Here is a 16,934-nt window from a genome sequence, read left to right as displayed (position 1 = left end):
TATACTTCTAATTTTTTAGTTATTAATAATGACATTTACCACACTCAAGACCTCCAATCGCATCTACAGTGATCTTACCGCCATCCTGAGGATATTGTTTTTTCAACTTGTCATGTAGATTCTTGAAGTATTCTTTATTATAACCGTTGTTCATATCAACCTCAGTCGTTCTGTGACACTCGATACACCATCCCATGGTGAAGTCGTTAGCCATTTGAACAACATTCATTGTATCAATTTTTCCGTGACAAGCTTTACATACAACATCAATTTTGTTGTTTGGATTCTTTTTGTTGAAAGAATTGATGATCGCTTGTTCACCTGCTACTACGTGCTGAGAGTGGTTAAAGTACACGAAGTCTGGCATGTTGTGGATTCTGGTCCATTCAACCGGTTGTGTTTTTCCAGTGTACTGCTGTTTTGCAGGATCCCAGCCAGTAGCTGCATAGATCTTCTGGATCTCCCCGTCGTAGAATGCTTTATCTTTTCCTGGCTCCATGTAATGGTCTGCGTTGTATTCAGAAATCGTTCTGTGACAGTTCATACAAACGTTCATAGATGGGATTTCAGATACTTTACCATACTTGGCACTTGAGTGACATAGCTGACAGTCAATTTTTTGTTCTCCAGCGTGGATTTTGTGAGAGAAGTAGATAGGCTGTTCAGGCTTGTAACCCTTGTACACCCCGATCCACATGATCCAGTTCCAAACTCCGTAAGCGGCCAGAAGGGCAAGAATACCCAATGCTGCTTTACCTACGTAGTGGTACTTCTCATAAATCTCGCTGAAAGACTTAATTCTTGTTTCATTAAGTCCTGCCAAGTCTTCGGACTGACCTAATTTAACCAATTGTCTCAGTTTAATCAGGATCCAAACCAATAGAGCTGCAATGGCAAGAAGCGAAATAATAACTACACTTGCTGTAGTATTATTAGCTGGAGCCGCAGCACCGTCTGTTGCTGTAGCCGTCCCTGCTGCCGGCTTCTTCTCTTCCGGAGCCGGAGGATTAGTTGTGAATGCTAAAATGTCGTCTATATCCTTATCTGTAAGATTTGGAAAGACCTGCATTTCAGTCTTATTAAATTTTTCGAAAATCTCATTGGCGTATTTATCCCCAGAAGCTCTTAGAGCTTTATTGTCTTTGATCCACTTGTGAAGCCAATCCTTGTCTACACCACCCTCTGTCTTTACACGTTCTACAACACCCTTAAGAGGGGGTCCTACAACTTGTTTGTCCAGCGCGTGGCATGCAGTACAATTCGCTTTGAAAAGTTTCTCTCCGTTTTTAGGATCGCCGTCTTGCCCGTAAATTGAAGCACTTGTCGATAGCAATAAGCCTATTGCGATCAACGTTTGTTTATAATGCTTTCTCCAACTAATCATTTAAATTATCTTATGTTAGTAAAATATTGAACCAATCAATTCCGCAAAAATAATATTTTTAACAGGAATTTAACGGTATATGGAAAAGGGAAAATATCATTTACGTTTAATTTGTATTGATTCTAAATAGTGTTGTTTGGTATAATTTTTTAATTTTAATAGATTTGCAGAAACAAGTTTAAATGAGAAATTTAATCAAAATATTTTCAATACTCTCTTTATTTGGGTTTTATAGTGTTGAAGCCCAACAGGTTGTTAAAAAGGATACTCTGTCAGGAACAGAGCTAATCATGACGATGGACTCCAAAGTAAACGCTGCTTTGGGAGCTATTGAAGATAAATGTTCGAGAACTGTGGGAGGATCTTCAGCATCTTCGGTAAGAGAAAATAATACAGATAGCGGAATTGTTACCACTTCCAAGCCTCCAAAGATCTATGTTCCGAGCAGAGAACTGAGCAATGCTGAGATTTGTAGAAAAAATCCGAGAATTCTAGGGTTTAAAATTCAGATCACAACGGTAAAAAGTAACGAAGAAGCGAATGAGGTGAAATCCTATTTCAGAAAAAGATTCCCGAACCTTAAGGTAGAAACGGATGCTTCTTTAAGACCTAACTATAAAATTTTGGCAGGAAGCTACTTCACCAAACAAAGTGCAGCATCAGATCTTTCAAAAATAAGAGAATACTTTAAATCTGCAGTTGCGGTACAGTACAGGATATTCTGTTCTGAAGCCAGATAAAAATCATAAGGATATAAACAAAAAGCTGAGAATTTTCTCAGCTTTTTTTATTGGTAGTAGGTTTCTAAAAACCGGAAAAAATCTGCCATTCTGAAAGCATTATTAGCCAGTAGGAAAACAAACAATACAATCATTGTCATGGTTAAAAATGATAGAATTTTTGGGTGTGATTTATAGGCGAAAAAAAGCCATCCCAGAAGCAGCGGATAAACAAAAACGAAGTGTCCTCCATAGATGTATGAAGTGTGAAGCCCAAACCGCATAATGCAGTGAATCACAATGTCCACAAGAAATGAAACAGCAAGAATCTGAACGAGTTTATTTTTGAAATTCTTTACATAACTCCACAAAATAAGTGCTAATAATACAGCGATAAAAGCGTAGCAAAATGATGAAGAATAAGGTTCCATCAGAAGACCTTTGAAGTCAAATCCTTTCATGTTGTGTTTGTCTGTTGTCATGAAACTCGGGAATAAAACGCTGCCTCCAAAAAAGTAAGAAAGCATCATATCCCAATCCGGAATAGATTCTACGTTGGAGAACTTTTCATACTGCTGGTTGGTTTTTGAGAGAATGTTTTCATATTTAAAATCAATTCTCAACAAATAAAGAAATACAAAAGATGCGGTGGTGAGGAGTACGCGAAACGCGGCATTTCCAAATTTTTTCCAGTTTCTGAAGAGATCTTTTTCAAATAAAACAGGAATAAAAACCTTCACAAGGTTGGTAATGGTGAGGCCACCGATGGTAATTCCTGCAAGTGTAAGTGCTGATCCGGAAATTTTTCCATTTTTTTTTAGTTTTGTGGCTGCGTAATGATTGTAAATGCTGAGCAAAAGCAGCGTGTAGGTGAAGTTTTCGGGCGTAAAAGAAAGAATGATGCTTGTAGAAAAAAGACCGAAAAACAGGATCATCAATACACTGAATTGTAGAGGAAGTCCAATAATATTCTTTAGATATTTGAAAATCTGAACCATACACAGGCTTATGGCTGTATTGCTAAGCCAGGCAAGGGTAAGCCGAAAAGTTTCGTCCATTTTCCCACCTGAAATCAGTAACGAAAATTCTCGTATCCAATTAAAAAAGTAATAAGCCAGGGGATGTCTCTCAAAGCTTCCTCCGGTCATCACAATAGCTTTGTTGTCAAAACTGAAATAGGCATCCCACGGAATTCTGCTGTCAAAGATGATTCTGTAGTGAATCGCAATATAAGATCCCAGAATACCATAGCAGATTAGAAAGAATAGAAATACAGCCAGTTCGGTGTTGGTTGAGGGAAATACCTGCTTCAGGAGGTTGATGAGTTTTGTTTTAATGAAAGACACGGGGCAATTTTTTGCAAAAATAAAATAAAAAAGCTCACCATTTCCGATGAGCTTTGATGATTGTAATATTGTTATTACTGTTTGATGACTTTTTCCGTGGTGGATGTACCATCATTAAATTCTGCTTTAACAATATAGGTCCCTTTGGGTAAAGAGAAAATGTCTGCTCTTTCAGACTCTGTTGTCGTTACATTTTTCCCTGCCATATCCATAACAGAAATCATTTTTACTTTTTTATCAGTTTTGATATTGATTTCTCCAGTTGTAGGATTAGGATATAAATTTGTTGTTTTTGCCTTTGAAGATGCTTCATTGGTAGCAAGTACGCCGGTAGCCGTCACTTTTACATCGTCCAGCATAAACATGTATTGGTCAGAAGACATATACTGGAATCCTATTCTTATAGTCTGCCCTGCATAAGCATTTAAATTAATGGTGACTTGTTGCCATGCAGCAAAAGGAGCTGTTGATGTTGCTGGTGATGAAACAATCGTGAAATTAGCGGCTGAAGTTGGATTGCCACTTCCTGTATATACTCCTACTTTATAACTTTCAGTGAAAACTGGTGATAAAGCTTTTACCCAGAAAGTCAAAATGTTGGCGCTGGTCCCTAAAGTTAGAGCAGGAGTGATTAGCCAATCATTGTTGGCCGTTGCTCCTCCAGTAGTAGATGGTACCCCTGCCCATGATACAGCACATTTTTGTCCTGCATGCGGGCTGAAATTTCTGATTTCTTCATCTGCAGCGGTTGAAGTTGCATTATTGGTTGCATTGCTCGCGCTAAGATTAAAAATCTGAAAAGCCATAGGCAGTCCTCTATTGGTCCAGTTCGCAGTCCAGGATGGAGAGGTTGCTCCTCCAATTACAGGACCTCCACCTGTATACGTATTCAGGCCGTCTAAATCTAAAGTGAGCCAGTTTCCAAAGCCTGTAATAGCAAAATTAGTATAAGACTCAAAGCCTTCATCTAATAATACCGTCTGTGCATTTGATGCTGTAATCCCAAGTAATATACTTAGAGAAAAGAGAGCTTTCTTCATAATAATATTTTTTTTCTAAAAGTAGTGAAAAAATAGTATTATGATGTAAGAAATGCATTTAAATTATATATTTAATGTTTTTTATCTATTAAGAACTGCATGAAAGCGTAGAGCATCCGGTTGTGTCATCATACGCTGCTGGACGCTTTACGGAGAATTCGGGATATAATTCCAGATAAGGATTTTCTAAAGCCTTTGTGAGTTTTTCAAACATTTCTGTTTTTCCGATATTAATTTCTTCTATACACTCATAAAGAAGATAATTCCGTAAGGTAAACTTTGGATTTGCAGATCTCATCAGTTCTGATGATTCTTCCTTTGAAATGGTATTCGATAAAAGCCGGGCTTCATATTTCCTGGTGAAGTCCTCCAGTTTTTTCACTCTCTGATCGGTTAAAATCACATACGATACACGCTCAAATAGAGACTTGATGTCACTTTGCGTATTTAGTTTTTCAAGCTGATTAAAAAACAGAGTATAGTCCATCTGAAGTTCCTGCATCAGTCCCTGCCAGTTGGTGAAAAAATCTTCATCGCTTTCCCGCAGTCTGTCAAATCCGAATTTTCTGCAAAGCATTTTATCGTGAGCTTCCCAAAAATAAGTTCCGTACTGATTTAAAGTATCTTCTAAAAATTTTTCATCTTTGATTAACGGATGAAAGGCGTTTGCAAGTTGCCATAGATTCCATTGAGAGATTTGCCCCTGTTTTCCAAAAGCATACCTTCTCCCTGGGAGATCAGTCGTGTTAGGGGTGAAATTCAAATCGTATTCATCCATCATTGAATAAGGACCGTAATCTATCGTTAATCCTAAAACAGACATATTATCGGTATTCATAACACCATGTACAAATCCTACTCTGAACCATTCTGTCATCAGATTGGCGGTTCTGGTGCATATGTTTTCAAAGAACTGTTTGTATTTATCGATCCCATCTGCAGTAATCTCCGGGTAGTAATTTTTAATAGTGAAGTCAGCCAGATCCTGCAGGGTTTTATATTCTTGTTGTGCAGACATCAGTTCAAAATGTCCAAAACGCAGAAAGCTTTCGGCGGTTCTGATGACCACTGCGCCTTTTTCAAGCTGTGGATTTCCGTTGTACATCATATCTCTTACTACGTCTTCCCCGGTGAAAGCAAGGCTCAGAGCTCTTGTTGTAGGAACTCCAAGATGAAACATCGCTTCACTCATCAGGTACTCACGTACTGAAGATCTCAATACTGCTCGCCCGTCTGCATGCCTTGAGTAGGGTGTTGCACCGGAGCCTTTCCATTGAATTTCTGTTTTCTTTCCGTCTTTATTGATGATTTCTCCTGCAAGTATTGCTCTTCCGTCTCCAAGCTGTCCTGCCCAATTTCCAAACTGATGGCCAGCGTAAGCGGTAGCGTAGGTCTTTACATTTTCAGGAAGGTTATTTCCTACGAGAAAATCCAGATCTTTTTCTTCATACTGCCCAAGTCCTGTTTCTTCTGCAAGATCTGCGTTAAAAGCAATGCGTTCCGGTGCATTGAAGCCGGCTGGCTTTACTGTTGAAAATAAAACCTTTGGGGTGTTTCTCTGCATTGGATTGTCGGAAAGGTCCCCTGGAAATATATCGGTGAAAGGTTGTTTAATCTGTTCAATATTCATAGATCAAAGGTATTAATTATAAAAGAAAAGACCTTCCAAATTATTGAAAGGTCTTGTGTATTTCTAAAAGAGAATTTATTTATTGAAATCTACCTCATCGGCTGAATGAAGATTGTCATTGATATTTTCTTCTTTTTTGTCTGTATTGTTTTTAGGGGTGGGATCTGCGGCCCGTGGATTCTTGATCTCATCCATGGTCTGAAGTCCTCCGTCGTCTCCATAGCCTTCACCTAATCCTTTTAAATTGGAACATCCGTCTTTCCAGTCAGATGGTCTGGTGAATTTGTCATCAGGGGTAATTCCCAGCGATTTATCAGCCCATACTTTCTTCATGAAGATAGCCCAGATCGGTAATGCCATTTTCGCACCCTGACCTTCACCAGTTCCTAAGAAGTGGGTGGCTCTGTCTTCCCAGCCTACCCAGGCTCCTGTGGCCAGCTTTGGCGTGATTCCCATAAACCAACCGTCAGAGTTGTTCTGTGTAGTTCCTGTTTTGGCTGCAATTTCCACGCCTTTAGAGATTCCTCTTCTTCCAAGTTCTCCGGAAGCCGTACCGTATTGTGCAACACCCTTCATCAATTCAATCATGGTGTAGGCGTACATTGGGTTCATTACTTCTTTCGGTTCTACATTAACTTCTTTGATCACCCTTCCGTTGGCATCTTCAATTCTCCAGATCATTTCCGGTTTATTGTAGTTTCCATAGTTGGCGAATGTACTGTAAGCCCCTAACATTTCATAAATGGTAATGTCGGATGAACCTAAAGCAATGGTATTGTTTCTAGGAATATCTTCTGTTACGCCAAGGTCTCTTGCTGTTTGTATAACGGCATCTACACCGGTCATTTCAATAAGTCTGGCTGCAATCGGGTTTTGAGAGTGCGCTAAACCGTCTTTCAACGTAAGCATTCCTCCTCTTCCCGGAACATGCCATCCTTTGTGATCGTAGGTTGCGTTAGAAACAGTAGAACATGGGGTCATACCCAGTTTCATAATCGCTGTAGCATATACGAAAGGTTTGAATGTAGATCCTACCTGTCTTTTCCCTTGTTTGATGTGGTCATACTGGAAGTGCTGCCAGTCTATACCACCAACCCAGGCCTTGATCTCTCCACTTCCCGGAACCATTGACATTAAGCCTGCCTGTGCTATTTTCTTATGCCATCTGATAGAATCCCATGGAGACATTTCCACTTCTTCTTCTCCGTTCCATGTGAATCGTGATGTTTTGGTAGGTTTTTTAAACTCCATAATGATGGAATCTTCAGGCATGCCATCCGCTTTTAATAGCTTATAACGTCCGGTTCTCCTTACAGCCTGCATCATTACATCTTTGATCTGCTTGTCATTAAGATAGTAGAAAGGCCAGTTTTTTCTTCCTCGCTGTTCCGCATCAAATCTCTTCTGAACATCAGTAAGGTGTTCTCTGATGGCCTCCTCCGCATATTTTTGCATTTTGGAATCCAGGGTAACGTATATTTTTAATCCGTCTTTGTACAGGTTAAGCTTCTTACCGGTTTCCTTTTCATAGCCTTCAAGGTATCTGTCGATTTCTTTTCTTAGATAGAACTTATAGTAAGCAGAATATCCGTCTGTAATATTTTTAATAGGATGAAAGTCTACTGATATAGGAGTGCTGATGGCTTTTTCATACGTAGCCTGATCAATATATCCTGTTTTCTGCATCTGATCCAATACAACATTTCTTCTTTCCTTTGCTTTTTCAGGATATCTGTAAGGGTTATTTTTTCTTGGATTTTCCAGCATGGCTACAAAAGTAGCTGCTTCAGGAAGGGTAAGCTCCGAAGTTTTCTTGTTGAAATAAACTTTGGAAGCCATTTCTACGCCGTTTGCATTGAAAAGAAAATCAAACTTGTTAAAATACAGGGTGATGATCTCTTCTTTGGTATATCTTTTTTCAAGACTTACGGCAACAACCCATTCTTTCAGTTTCTGAAATGCTCTTTCAATTTTATTCTGAGAGGCAGATCCTGTGAAAAGAAGCTTCGCCAGCTGTTGAGTAATGGTAGAACCTCCACCTCGTCCACCTCCATAGACTACAGCTCTTGCAATAGACTGAAGGTCAATGCCTGAGTGTTCTTTGAATCGCTCATCTTCTTTAGCCTGAAGGGCATAGATAAGATAGGGAGGAAGATCTTTATAGACGATAGGCTGTGTTTTTTCTTTTTCAAACCTGCCTAAAGTAACACCGTCTGATGAAATAATTTCAGAAGCGACATAGATATCCGGATTTTCAAGTTCTTTCACATCCGGCATTTCTCCAAGAAAGCCTTGGGAAACAGCGAAGAAAAGTCCTGAAATACCTAAAACGACTGCAATGAGTCCAATCCAAATAAATTTAACCCATCTTTTCCAAGAGGTATCTTTCTTTTTTTTGGGAGGAAGCGGGAAGGTTTTTCCCTTGTTTCCTGCGTTTTGTCTGTTGTCTTCCATTGATGGTTACGGTTTAGCCGTTTCTAGTTTTACTCCAACGTCTTCAATTCCGGGAAGGTTATCATTTCTCATCGCCTGAATCAGGCTGATTTCATATTTCCCTTTTTCCGGAAATTTATAGTTCAGTTTATACTGAAATAATGCTTCCTTCGTGTCACCAAAACCTGTACCAAGCCATTCTCCGTTTGGTTTTGCCAGGACATAATTCAGGGTGTCTGTTTCCTTCTTTTTGTTCTGTAGGTTGGTGAAGTTTACGATAAATCTTATATTACTATAAGGATAACTGTTGTTATTTCTTACGACAAATATAATATTTTTAGGATTCTGCGGATCTGAAACTTCAAGATTAAATTTTTGCTCGCTTTTCTTACTCCACTTGTTGTTAACAGAGTTCATGATGACGTTTTCTCCCGAGGAAGAATGACAGCTAAAGAAAAGGATGAGAGGTAATAATCCTAAAATTTTACGCATTTTTATCTTTTTTTGGAGGATATTTCTTTTTAAAATTTTTCTTGTTCGGGTTTTGCTGTTTTATTTCCGGATCAGAAGGGGGGACGGTTTTTTCCGCTTGTGCTTTTGGCTGCGGTTTCGTCTGTGGTTTCTGTTGTTGTCTTGGCTGATTTCCGGAATGAGCATTCGCGTTAGGGTTTTCTGGTCTTTCGGATTTCTCAGTCCTTTCCGGTCTGCCTTTTCTTGGTCCTTGTCCCTGCTGTGCCTGTGCCTGCCCTCCGTTGTTAGGTCTGTTTTGGTTTTTATTCCTGTTGTTGTTCCCTCTGTTCTTCTTTTCAAACCTGTCCATATTGTTTTCCTGGATCAGGTCGATGGTTTGTACAGGGGTGTCAGGCTGCTTCAGATCTTCTAGCGGAAGAATTTTTTCACCTCTTTTATTCTTGGCGATGAGTTTCTTAACAAGGTCGATATCAAAATCATACCATGCCATAGAGCTATCCACATAAGCAAACCACATTTTCTTTTTGAAAACGTCGATCTTGATACAGAAGGCTCTTCCTTTTTCCGTGTCCAATGTTGTAGAAGAAGAAGGGAAGTGGCTGAGTGCGTCAAGGTAGCTGTCTAATTCATAATTAAGACAACACTTCAGTTTACCACATTGTCCTGCCAGCTTCTGCGGGTTGATGCTTAGCTGTTGGTATCTCGCTACATTGGTATTGACAGATCTGAAATCGGTAAGCCATGTGGAACAACAAAGTTCTCTTCCGCATGATCCTATACCTCCAACTTTTGCAGCTTCCTGTCTGAATCCAATCTGCTTCATGTCGATCTTAGTTCTGAAAGCACCGGCGTATTCTTTGATCAGTTGTCTGAAATCCACTCGGTTGTCAGCAGTATAATAGAACGTTATTTTTGAAGAATCTCCCTGATACTCTACATCGGTGACCTTCATTTCAAGTCCTATTCTGTGTGCTATTTTTCTTGCTTCAAGCTTTACGCCATCCTCTTTCTTTCTCGCTTCCTGCCAGACTTCAAGGTCTTTCTGGTTAGCTTGTCTGTATATTTTAAGTATCGATTCTTCAGGAAATTTTTTCTTTTTCATCTGAATCTTTACTAATTCTCCGGTAAGGCTTACAACACCTACATCGTGTCCCGGGCTTGATTCTACTGTTACTACGCTACCTATATGTAAAGGAATATTATTTACATTTTTATAAAACGATTTTCTATCATTTTTAAATCTAACTTCTACAAAATCGCACCTATTCGATGAGGGATTGTTTATGTTAGAAAGCCAATCGAAAACACTTAATTTATAACTATTACCACAGGTATTTACACTTTCACATCCATTCGCGGTTTTTTTTGGTCCGCAAGAATGGGCAGAATCGCCGGATGTTTTGCATCCACAACTCATATATAACTATTTTTTATAATCTTGCAAATTTATGTAAATTTATCTTTATGCAATTCTAAAATACTTAAATATTCAATATAGCCATTGTTTAAGATTAAACGTGAAAAATATAAGCTGTGATAAAAGTTGATAAGTTGCTACAGTAGATGGGTTTAGGTGGATATATTTTTAAAGTGTTATTTTAAACATAATTTTCTTTTCGTATATTGTTTAAAATATTAAGAAATATTAACAGGTGTATTCAAATTAATTTTATATTTGGGTTATATAATAACAGTCTATGAAAAAAATATTAGTATCAACTGCTTTATTGGCGGGTGTTTTATCTTATGCGGGAGGCTTCAGGGTATCTCTGCAGGGAGTAAAACAATTGGCAATGGCGCATACTAGTGCTCATGCCGAAGATGCAAGTGTGGCATTCTTTAACCCAGCGGGTATGTCATTCATTCCTTCTAAACTGAGTATAGTAGCAGGAGGGTTTGGTGCAAGTAATAAAGTTACTTTTCAAAACTTGAATACTTTACAGAGTACAGAAACAGATAATCCTATCGGTACTCCGTTATATGCTGCGGTTGCGTACAAACCAATAGAGAACCTGTCTGTTGGTTTCAGTTTTACAACACCTTTCGGAAGTACAATCCAGTGGCCTAGTGACTGGGAGGGAAAAGAGATGGTGCAGAAACTGGAGCTGAAGAGCTTCTATTTCCAGCCTATGGTTTCTGTGAAATTGGCGCCTTGGGTATCATTCGGGGCAAGCTATATTTACGCAAAAGGCAAAGTGAACTGGGATAAAGCAGTAACACAGTTTGGGGGTGAACTTAATATTAAAGACGAAAAAGCAAGCGGTAGCGGTTATGGATTTGGTTTCTATTTCAGACCTGATCCAAAATTGGACGTGAGTATTGCTTACCGCTCTCCTGTAGACATGAAGGCTAAGAAAGGAACGGCTACATTCCAGTTCCCGTCTGCCTCTATTTACCCTTTACTGGGACTTGATCCAAGTACGGGACAGGATAAATTTACAGCAACACTTCCATTAGTTGAAGAATATACGATTGGTTTAACCTACAAAGTGACCCCAAAATGGTTGATTTCAGCTGACTTCAACTATCACGGATGGGAAAGATACAGCAAGTTGACTTTAGACTTTGCGAATGCTCCTGTTGGAAATCAGCCAGATCCTACCGTATTGGTTGCTCCTAAAAACTTTAAAAACTCAAAAACTTTCAGATTAGGGACTCAATATGCATTCACAGATATGATTTTCGGACGTCTGGGAGCTTATTATGACGAATCTCCTTACTCTGACGACCACTTTATAGCAGAAACACCTTCTTTTAATACCTACGTGATTACCGGAGGGGTAGGCTTTAAACTAAAGCAGTTTGGAGTGGATGTCGCAGGTGGATATGCGCTTCCTCAGGCCAGAGAGGTGCGAAATGCTGCTCTTGGCTTTAACGGACAGGCGAAAGCTCAGGCATTTTACTTTGGTTTAGGTTTATCGTACAACCCATTTTAATTGAAAGACTATGAAAAAAATTATAATATCAACACTTGCCGTTTCTGCCCTTCTTTTTACAACAAGTTGTGAAAATGACTTCGATACTGATGTAAAAGATATTCAGGTGACTAAAGGAAATGCTGATTTTAGCAAATATGTCTCTTTAGGAAATTCCCTGACTTCAGGATATAGAGACGGTGCCCTTTATATGGATGGGCAAAATGAATCTTATCCTTCTATGATTGCACAACAGATGAAATTAGTGGGAGGTGGAGACTTTAAACAACCTTTAATGCCTGATAATAATGGAGGTCTTCTTTTGGCAACTCCGCTGGGTACATTGCAGATAGCAAATACTAAACTTTATATCAGTTCTTTTATAGATGGTTCACCAGATTTAAAATATGCAAACGCTAATGTTGCGACGACTTTAACGAATACGGTGTTAACAGGTCCTTTTAACAATATGGGAGTTCCAGGTGCGAAAGTAGCCCATTTATTAGCCGATAACTACGGAAATGTTCAGGGTGTAGCCGCAAAAACAGCAAACCCTTATTTCGTAAGATTTGCTTCTGAGCCAACTACGTCCGTTATAAAAGATTTTAAAAAACAAAATCCGACGTTCTTCTCTCTTTGGATAGGAAATAATGATGCCCTTTTATATGCGCTGGCTGGGGCAGACAGCTCTGTTGAGACTTTAACGCCTCCGGCTCAGTTTACACAATATTATAATGCCTTGGTGAATGAAATTGCAAGTACCAATGCCAAAGGTGTAATTGCAAATATTCCAAGTGTAACCTCTATTCCTGCATTGACAACAATCCCGATTAATCCTTTAACGGCAGCTGTACTAGGAAGTGGAAATGCAACAGCTGGAAATGCAACAATTGATGCATTGAATGCACAGATTTACGGTCCTTTAAATCAAATTTTGACTGCTTTAGGAGCGGGTGACAGAATTAAGCCCCTTTCCAAAACCGCTGCTAATCCTCTTCTTATCAAGGATGAGAGCTTAGCACCGCTGGGAGTACAGATTACTGCTGCCGCTACTGCTTCAGGAAATCCTACTTTGATGGCGTTGGCTTCTTATCTTGGTGCCACTTACGGACAGGCAAGACAGGCAAAGACAGGAGATCTTGTTCCTTTAACGACTAAAGCTGCTATAGGTACATTGCAGGCGGTTCCTGCAGGAGTTCCTGCAAGCCTTGGAGCAAGAGGAATCGCTTATCCGTTTGCAGATAATTATATATTGACAAGCACTGAAGTAACGGAAATTAATACTGCCATTGATGCTTATAACGTCACTATTAAGGCGGCAGCAACCGCTAAAGGTTATGCTTTTGTTGACGCGAATAAGAAAATGACAGAGCTTGGAACTCAGTCAGGAATTTCTTTTGATGGCGTAAAATATACCGCTAAATTTGTTACAGGGGGAGCATTCTCTTTAGATGGGGTACATCTTACAGGAAGGGGATATGCCGTTATTGCCAATGAATTTATTAAATCAATCAATGATACTTATAAATCTTCCCTGCCACAGGTAGATCCTAATAAATATTCAGGAATAAAATTCCCGTAATAATACAGGAAAATAAAAACTTAGAAACCACAAGAGTAATTCTTGTGGTTTTTTTTTAAATTTGCAAAATCTTTAAAAAGTAAAAATGGCCGATCAGTTAAGTTATCTATTTTGTACAAGAACCAGTAAGGACTTGGCAGAAAACATTGCCCAACATTATGGGAAAGAGTTAGGAAAAATCAACTTTCAGGAGTTCAGCGACGGGGAATTCGAACCCGTTTTGGATGAATCTGTAAGAGGAGGAAGAGTTTTCCTAATCGGATCTACCTTCCCGCCAGCAGACAATCTTCTAGAACTTCTATTGATGATTGATGCAGCGAAAAGAGCTTCCGCAAAGAGTATTACTGTCGTGATTCCTTATTTCGGACTTGCAAGACAGGACAGAAAGGATAAGCCTAGAGCCCCGATAGGAGCAAAACTGGTTGCTAATCTTTTGACGGCAGCAGGAGCCACAAGAATCATGACCATGGATCTTCATGCAGATCAGATCCAGGGATTCTTTGAAATTCCGGTAGATCACCTTTATGCTTCCAGTATTTTTGTGGATTATATCAGAGCTTTAAATCTGGATAATCTTACCATTGCTTCTCCGGATATGGGAGGTGCAAAAAGAGCAAAGAACTATGCTGGTCATCTGGGTGCTGAAGTGGTTATTGCTTATAAAGAAAGAAAAAAAGCAAATGTTGTAGAAGAAATGTTCCTTATTGGTGATGTGGAAGGGAAGAATGTGATCCTTATTGATGATATGATCGATACAGCGGGTACACTTTGTAAGGCAGCAGATATTTTGATGGAAAAAGGAGCAAAATCTGTTAGAGCGATGGCTACTCACGGAGTCCTTTCCGGAAAAGCTTACGATAATATTGAGAACTCCAAATTGCTGGAAGTTATTGTAACTGACTCAATACCTGTTAAAAATAATTTGTCAACTAAAATAAAAGTGCTATCTTGCGCCCCATTATTTGCGGATGTTATGACGATGGTACACGAGCATCAATCAATTAGCAGTAAGTTTATTATTTAATTGATTTTTAGCAACTTGCAAATTTAAACTGAACAATTTTTTAAATTTTTTATAAATGAAATCTATTACAATTCAAGGTACAAAAAGAGAAAGCGTGGGCAAAAAGTCTACAAAAGCTTTACGTGATGCTGAATTAGTTCCTTGTGTTGTTTATGGAGGTGAAGCTCCTTTAAACTTCTCTGCTGAAGAGAAAGCTTTTAAAGGTTTAGTATACACTCCTGAAGCACACACGGTATCTATTGAACTAAACGGAGAAACAATTCCAGCAGTTCTTCAGGATATTCAGTTCCACCCGATTACGGACAAAATTTTACACGTAGACTTCTACCAATTATCTGACGATAAGCCAGTAGTGATGGAAGTTCCGGTAAGACTTACAGGACGTTCTAAAGGTGTTGTGGCTGGTGGTGTTTTACGTCAGTCTTTCAGAAAATTGAAAGTGAAAGCAATTCCTGCGAACTTGCCAGACGAGATCGTTGTAGACGTTACTTCATTGAAAATTGGTAACAAACTTTATGTAGGAGGAATCAAAACTGAAGGATTCTCTTTCGTGCACCCGGACAATGCAGTGGTAGTAGCTGTTAAGATGTCTAGAAATGCAATGAAAGGTGGTGCAGTAGCAGAAGATGATGAGGACGAAGAAGTTGCAACTGAAGAAGGAGCAGCTCCAGCAGAAGAAACTGCAGCAGAATAATATTTTCTTATTCAACAAACAATATAAAACCTGTCAATCTATTGGCAGGTTTTTTTATTGGTACCATATGATAATATTTTTCCTTCCATCGTCTCTATCGATTCTTTCTATTCTTTCTATCACCTGATAAGTATCACCCGGCAAGCTGATACGTCCGTTCAGAAAAAAAGACGTAAATTTGAAGTGTTCTAAATAAGAGCAATCTAATTTAAAATTTTAATAAATGTTTGATATTCAGGAAATAAGAAGTCAGTTTACGATATTAAACCGGGAAGTGAATGGTAAGCCTTTGGTTTACTTGGATAATGCAGCAACATCTCAGAAACCGGATTCTGTTTTAAAGATCTGGAATGATTACTATACAGAACTTAATGCCAATGTTCACAGAGGAATTCACACCTTAAGTCAGCTGGCTACTGAAGAAATGGAACTTTCAAGAAGGAAGATTCAGAAATTCATTAATGCGGAACACGACTTTGAAGTCATTTTTACAAAAGGAACTACAGAAGGACTGAACCTTATCGCGTATATTTTAACACAGAAGCTTAAAAAAGACGATGAGATCATCATTTCCTATCTGGAACATCACTCCAATATCGTTCCATGGCAATTGCTTTGCGAAAGAACAGGAGCGAAACTCAGGGTGATCCCGATTGATGAAAATGGTATTCTTCAGCTGGATTATCTGGATGAATTTTTGAGTGAAAAAACAAAAGTAGTTTCTGTGAATCAGGTTTCCAATGCATTGGGAATTGTGAATCCTATTGAGGAAATTATCGCTAAAACAAGAAAAAATTCAAATGCCTATATCGTCATCGATGGGGCACAGTCTGCTCCTCACTTTGAGATCGATGTACAGCAGATGGACTGTGATTTCTTTGTCTTTTCAGGGCATAAGATGTATGCTCCGATGGGAACCGGAATCCTTTACGGAAAACAGGAGATCCTCGAAGAGTTGCCCCCATTCCATGGAGGAGGAGAGATGATTGCAACTTGTTCTTTTGATGGAACTACTTATGCAGGGCTTCCTTTTAAATATGAAGCGGGAACACCCAATGTGGGAGGGAATATTGCTTTAGGTGCTGCTGTCGATTTTATCGAAAAAACAGGCAGACAAAATATTCAGAATCATGAAAATGCCTTACTGGAATATGCTCAAAGACAGCTTTTGGAGCTGGAAAATATAAAGATTTACGGTGAAAAAGCCAAAAGAACGGGGGTTGTATCCTTTAATCTGGAAGGAGTAGGGATTTCTTCTGATGTAGGGATGATCCTGGATAAAATGGGTATTGCCGTAAGAACCGGACATCACTGTACACAGCCTATCATGGATTTCTTTAATATAGCTGGAACCGTAAGAGCAAGTTTTGCTGTTTACAATACATTTGAAGAAATTGACAAACTTGTAGAAGGCGTAAAGAAAGCTCAGAAAATGCTGGGATAAAAAATAAAAAAAGCAGTTAATCAACTGCTTTTTTTATCAACTATTCCTCGGGAACACAATAGCATCTCCCCTGAATAATAACTTGAACGTATCCGATGGCACATTCAAGACAGATTTCACCACCTGCGGTGATCTTTTTCATTTTTTCTTTGTCTAATTTTTTCATATTCAATGATTTAAAGTGTTGATGGTTATTGTAAAGATAATTAAAAATAACACTCCATAATAAACAAGTCTCCCAAATTATGGGAG

Annotated in this window: 14 protein-coding genes; 6 read left to right on the top strand and 8 right to left on the bottom strand. The window is 38.9% G+C overall.

Features of this window, described 5'->3' with window-relative positions; translation table 11 throughout:
* Positions 1-22 precede the first annotated feature (22 nt).
* Entirely contained in the window at positions 23-1,384 is a 1,362-nt protein-coding gene (locus BW964_RS12075) for a c-type cytochrome (RefSeq protein WP_076507489.1), read from the bottom strand.
* Positions 1,385-1,566: 182 nt separating this feature from the next.
* Here BW964_RS12075 and BW964_RS12070 point away from each other — a divergent pair, with 182 nt between their 5' ends.
* Complete coding sequence (locus tag BW964_RS12070) at positions 1,567-2,124, top strand: sporulation protein (RefSeq protein WP_076507487.1); 558 nt, start codon at positions 1,567-1,569, stop codon at positions 2,122-2,124.
* A 47-nt stretch (positions 2,125-2,171) separates the two neighbouring features.
* On the opposite strand, the gene BW964_RS12065 is transcribed toward BW964_RS12070, so the two are convergent.
* The 6 genes from BW964_RS12065 to BW964_RS12040 form a co-directional block, all read right to left on the bottom strand.
* A complete protein-coding gene (locus BW964_RS12065; RefSeq protein ID WP_228432004.1) occupies positions 2,172-3,449 on the bottom strand; it encodes a DUF6080 domain-containing protein in 1,278 nt (425 codons plus the stop codon).
* A 74-nt stretch (positions 3,450-3,523) separates the two neighbouring features.
* Positions 3,524-4,489: a T9SS-dependent choice-of-anchor J family protein gene (locus BW964_RS12060; RefSeq protein WP_076507486.1), complete on the bottom strand. Its 966-nt coding sequence runs from the start codon at positions 4,487-4,489 to the stop codon at positions 3,524-3,526.
* Positions 4,490-4,577: 88 nt separating this feature from the next.
* The gene (locus tag BW964_RS12055) at positions 4,578-6,119 is read right to left on the bottom strand and encodes a protein adenylyltransferase SelO (protein WP_076507484.1); all 1,542 of its coding nucleotides are present in this window, start codon (positions 6,117-6,119) and stop codon (positions 4,578-4,580) included.
* 75 nt (positions 6,120-6,194) lie between these two features.
* Complete coding sequence (locus BW964_RS12050) at positions 6,195-8,573, bottom strand: transglycosylase domain-containing protein (protein ID WP_076507482.1); 2,379 nt, start codon at positions 8,571-8,573, stop codon at positions 6,195-6,197.
* 6 nt (positions 8,574-8,579) lie between these two features.
* On the bottom strand, positions 8,580-9,044 hold the full coding sequence (locus tag BW964_RS12045; RefSeq protein WP_076507481.1) for a gliding motility lipoprotein GldH: 465 nt from the start codon (positions 9,042-9,044) through the stop codon (positions 8,580-8,582).
* Complete coding sequence (locus BW964_RS12040) at positions 9,037-10,440, bottom strand: PSP1 domain-containing protein (protein ID WP_076507479.1); 1,404 nt, start codon at positions 10,438-10,440, stop codon at positions 9,037-9,039. The genes BW964_RS12045 and BW964_RS12040 overlap by 8 nt, the downstream gene beginning before the upstream one ends.
* A gap of 280 nt (positions 10,441-10,720) precedes the next feature.
* Here BW964_RS12040 and BW964_RS12035 point away from each other — a divergent pair, with 280 nt between their 5' ends.
* From BW964_RS12035 to BW964_RS12015, 5 genes are all read left to right on the top strand, one after another.
* Positions 10,721-11,959, top strand: coding sequence for an OmpP1/FadL family transporter (locus tag BW964_RS12035; RefSeq protein ID WP_076507478.1), 1,239 nt, complete (start codon positions 10,721-10,723; stop codon positions 11,957-11,959).
* 10 nt (positions 11,960-11,969) lie between these two features.
* The gene (locus BW964_RS12030; RefSeq protein ID WP_076507476.1) at positions 11,970-13,520 is read left to right on the top strand and encodes an SGNH/GDSL hydrolase family protein; all 1,551 of its coding nucleotides are present in this window, start codon (positions 11,970-11,972) and stop codon (positions 13,518-13,520) included.
* A gap of 85 nt (positions 13,521-13,605) precedes the next feature.
* Complete coding sequence (locus tag BW964_RS12025; protein ID WP_076507475.1) at positions 13,606-14,544, top strand: ribose-phosphate pyrophosphokinase; 939 nt, start codon at positions 13,606-13,608, stop codon at positions 14,542-14,544.
* Positions 14,545-14,599: 55 nt separating this feature from the next.
* Positions 14,600-15,238, top strand: coding sequence for a 50S ribosomal protein L25/general stress protein Ctc (locus tag BW964_RS12020; protein WP_076507473.1), 639 nt, complete (start codon positions 14,600-14,602; stop codon positions 15,236-15,238).
* A gap of 223 nt (positions 15,239-15,461) precedes the next feature.
* Positions 15,462-16,682 (top strand): aminotransferase class V-fold PLP-dependent enzyme, encoded by a 1,221-nt coding sequence (locus tag BW964_RS12015; RefSeq protein ID WP_076507472.1) that lies wholly within the window; start codon positions 15,462-15,464, stop codon positions 16,680-16,682.
* A gap of 40 nt (positions 16,683-16,722) precedes the next feature.
* Here the strand turns inward: BW964_RS12015 and BW964_RS12010 are convergent, their stop codons facing one another.
* The gene (locus BW964_RS12010; protein WP_076507470.1) at positions 16,723-16,848 is read right to left on the bottom strand and encodes a GNAT family acetyltransferase; all 126 of its coding nucleotides are present in this window, start codon (positions 16,846-16,848) and stop codon (positions 16,723-16,725) included.
* Between the last annotated feature and the right edge of the window lie 86 nt (positions 16,849-16,934).

The organism is Chryseobacterium shigense (assembly GCF_900156575.1).
In the GTDB taxonomy this organism is placed as follows: domain Bacteria; phylum Bacteroidota; class Bacteroidia; order Flavobacteriales; family Weeksellaceae; genus Chryseobacterium; species Chryseobacterium shigense.
Note: the sequence above shows the minus strand (reverse complement) of the source record. Positions and strands in the feature narration are given on the sequence as shown.

Bases quoted from the DNA above. Each gene is read 5' to 3' on its own strand.
- BW964_RS12075 (WP_076507489.1), bottom strand. From the start codon at position 1,384: ATGATTAGTTGGAGAAAGCATTATAAACAAACGTTGATCGCAATAGGC.
- BW964_RS12070 (WP_076507487.1), top strand. From the start codon at position 1,567: ATGAGAAATTTAATCAAAATATTTTCAATACTCTCTTTATTTGGGTTT.
- BW964_RS12060 (WP_076507486.1), bottom strand. From the start codon at position 4,489: ATGAAGAAAGCTCTCTTTTCTCTAAGTATATTACTTGGGATTACAGCA.
- BW964_RS12055 (WP_076507484.1), bottom strand. From the start codon at position 6,119: ATGAATATTGAACAGATTAAACAACCTTTCACCGATATATTTCCAGGG.
- BW964_RS12050 (WP_076507482.1), bottom strand. From the start codon at position 8,573: ATGGAAGACAACAGACAAAACGCAGGAAACAAGGGAAAAACCTTCCCG.
- BW964_RS12045 (WP_076507481.1), bottom strand. From the start codon at position 9,044: ATGCGTAAAATTTTAGGATTATTACCTCTCATCCTTTTCTTTAGCTGT.
- BW964_RS12040 (WP_076507479.1), bottom strand. From the start codon at position 10,440: ATGAGTTGTGGATGCAAAACATCCGGCGATTCTGCCCATTCTTGCGGA.
- BW964_RS12035 (WP_076507478.1), top strand. From the start codon at position 10,721: ATGAAAAAAATATTAGTATCAACTGCTTTATTGGCGGGTGTTTTATCT.
- BW964_RS12030 (WP_076507476.1), top strand. From the start codon at position 11,970: ATGAAAAAAATTATAATATCAACACTTGCCGTTTCTGCCCTTCTTTTT.
- BW964_RS12025 (WP_076507475.1), top strand. From the start codon at position 13,606: ATGGCCGATCAGTTAAGTTATCTATTTTGTACAAGAACCAGTAAGGAC.
- BW964_RS12020 (WP_076507473.1), top strand. From the start codon at position 14,600: ATGAAATCTATTACAATTCAAGGTACAAAAAGAGAAAGCGTGGGCAAA.
- BW964_RS12015 (WP_076507472.1), top strand. From the start codon at position 15,462: ATGTTTGATATTCAGGAAATAAGAAGTCAGTTTACGATATTAAACCGG.
- BW964_RS12010 (WP_076507470.1), bottom strand. From the start codon at position 16,848: ATGAAAAAATTAGACAAAGAAAAAATGAAAAAGATCACCGCAGGTGGT.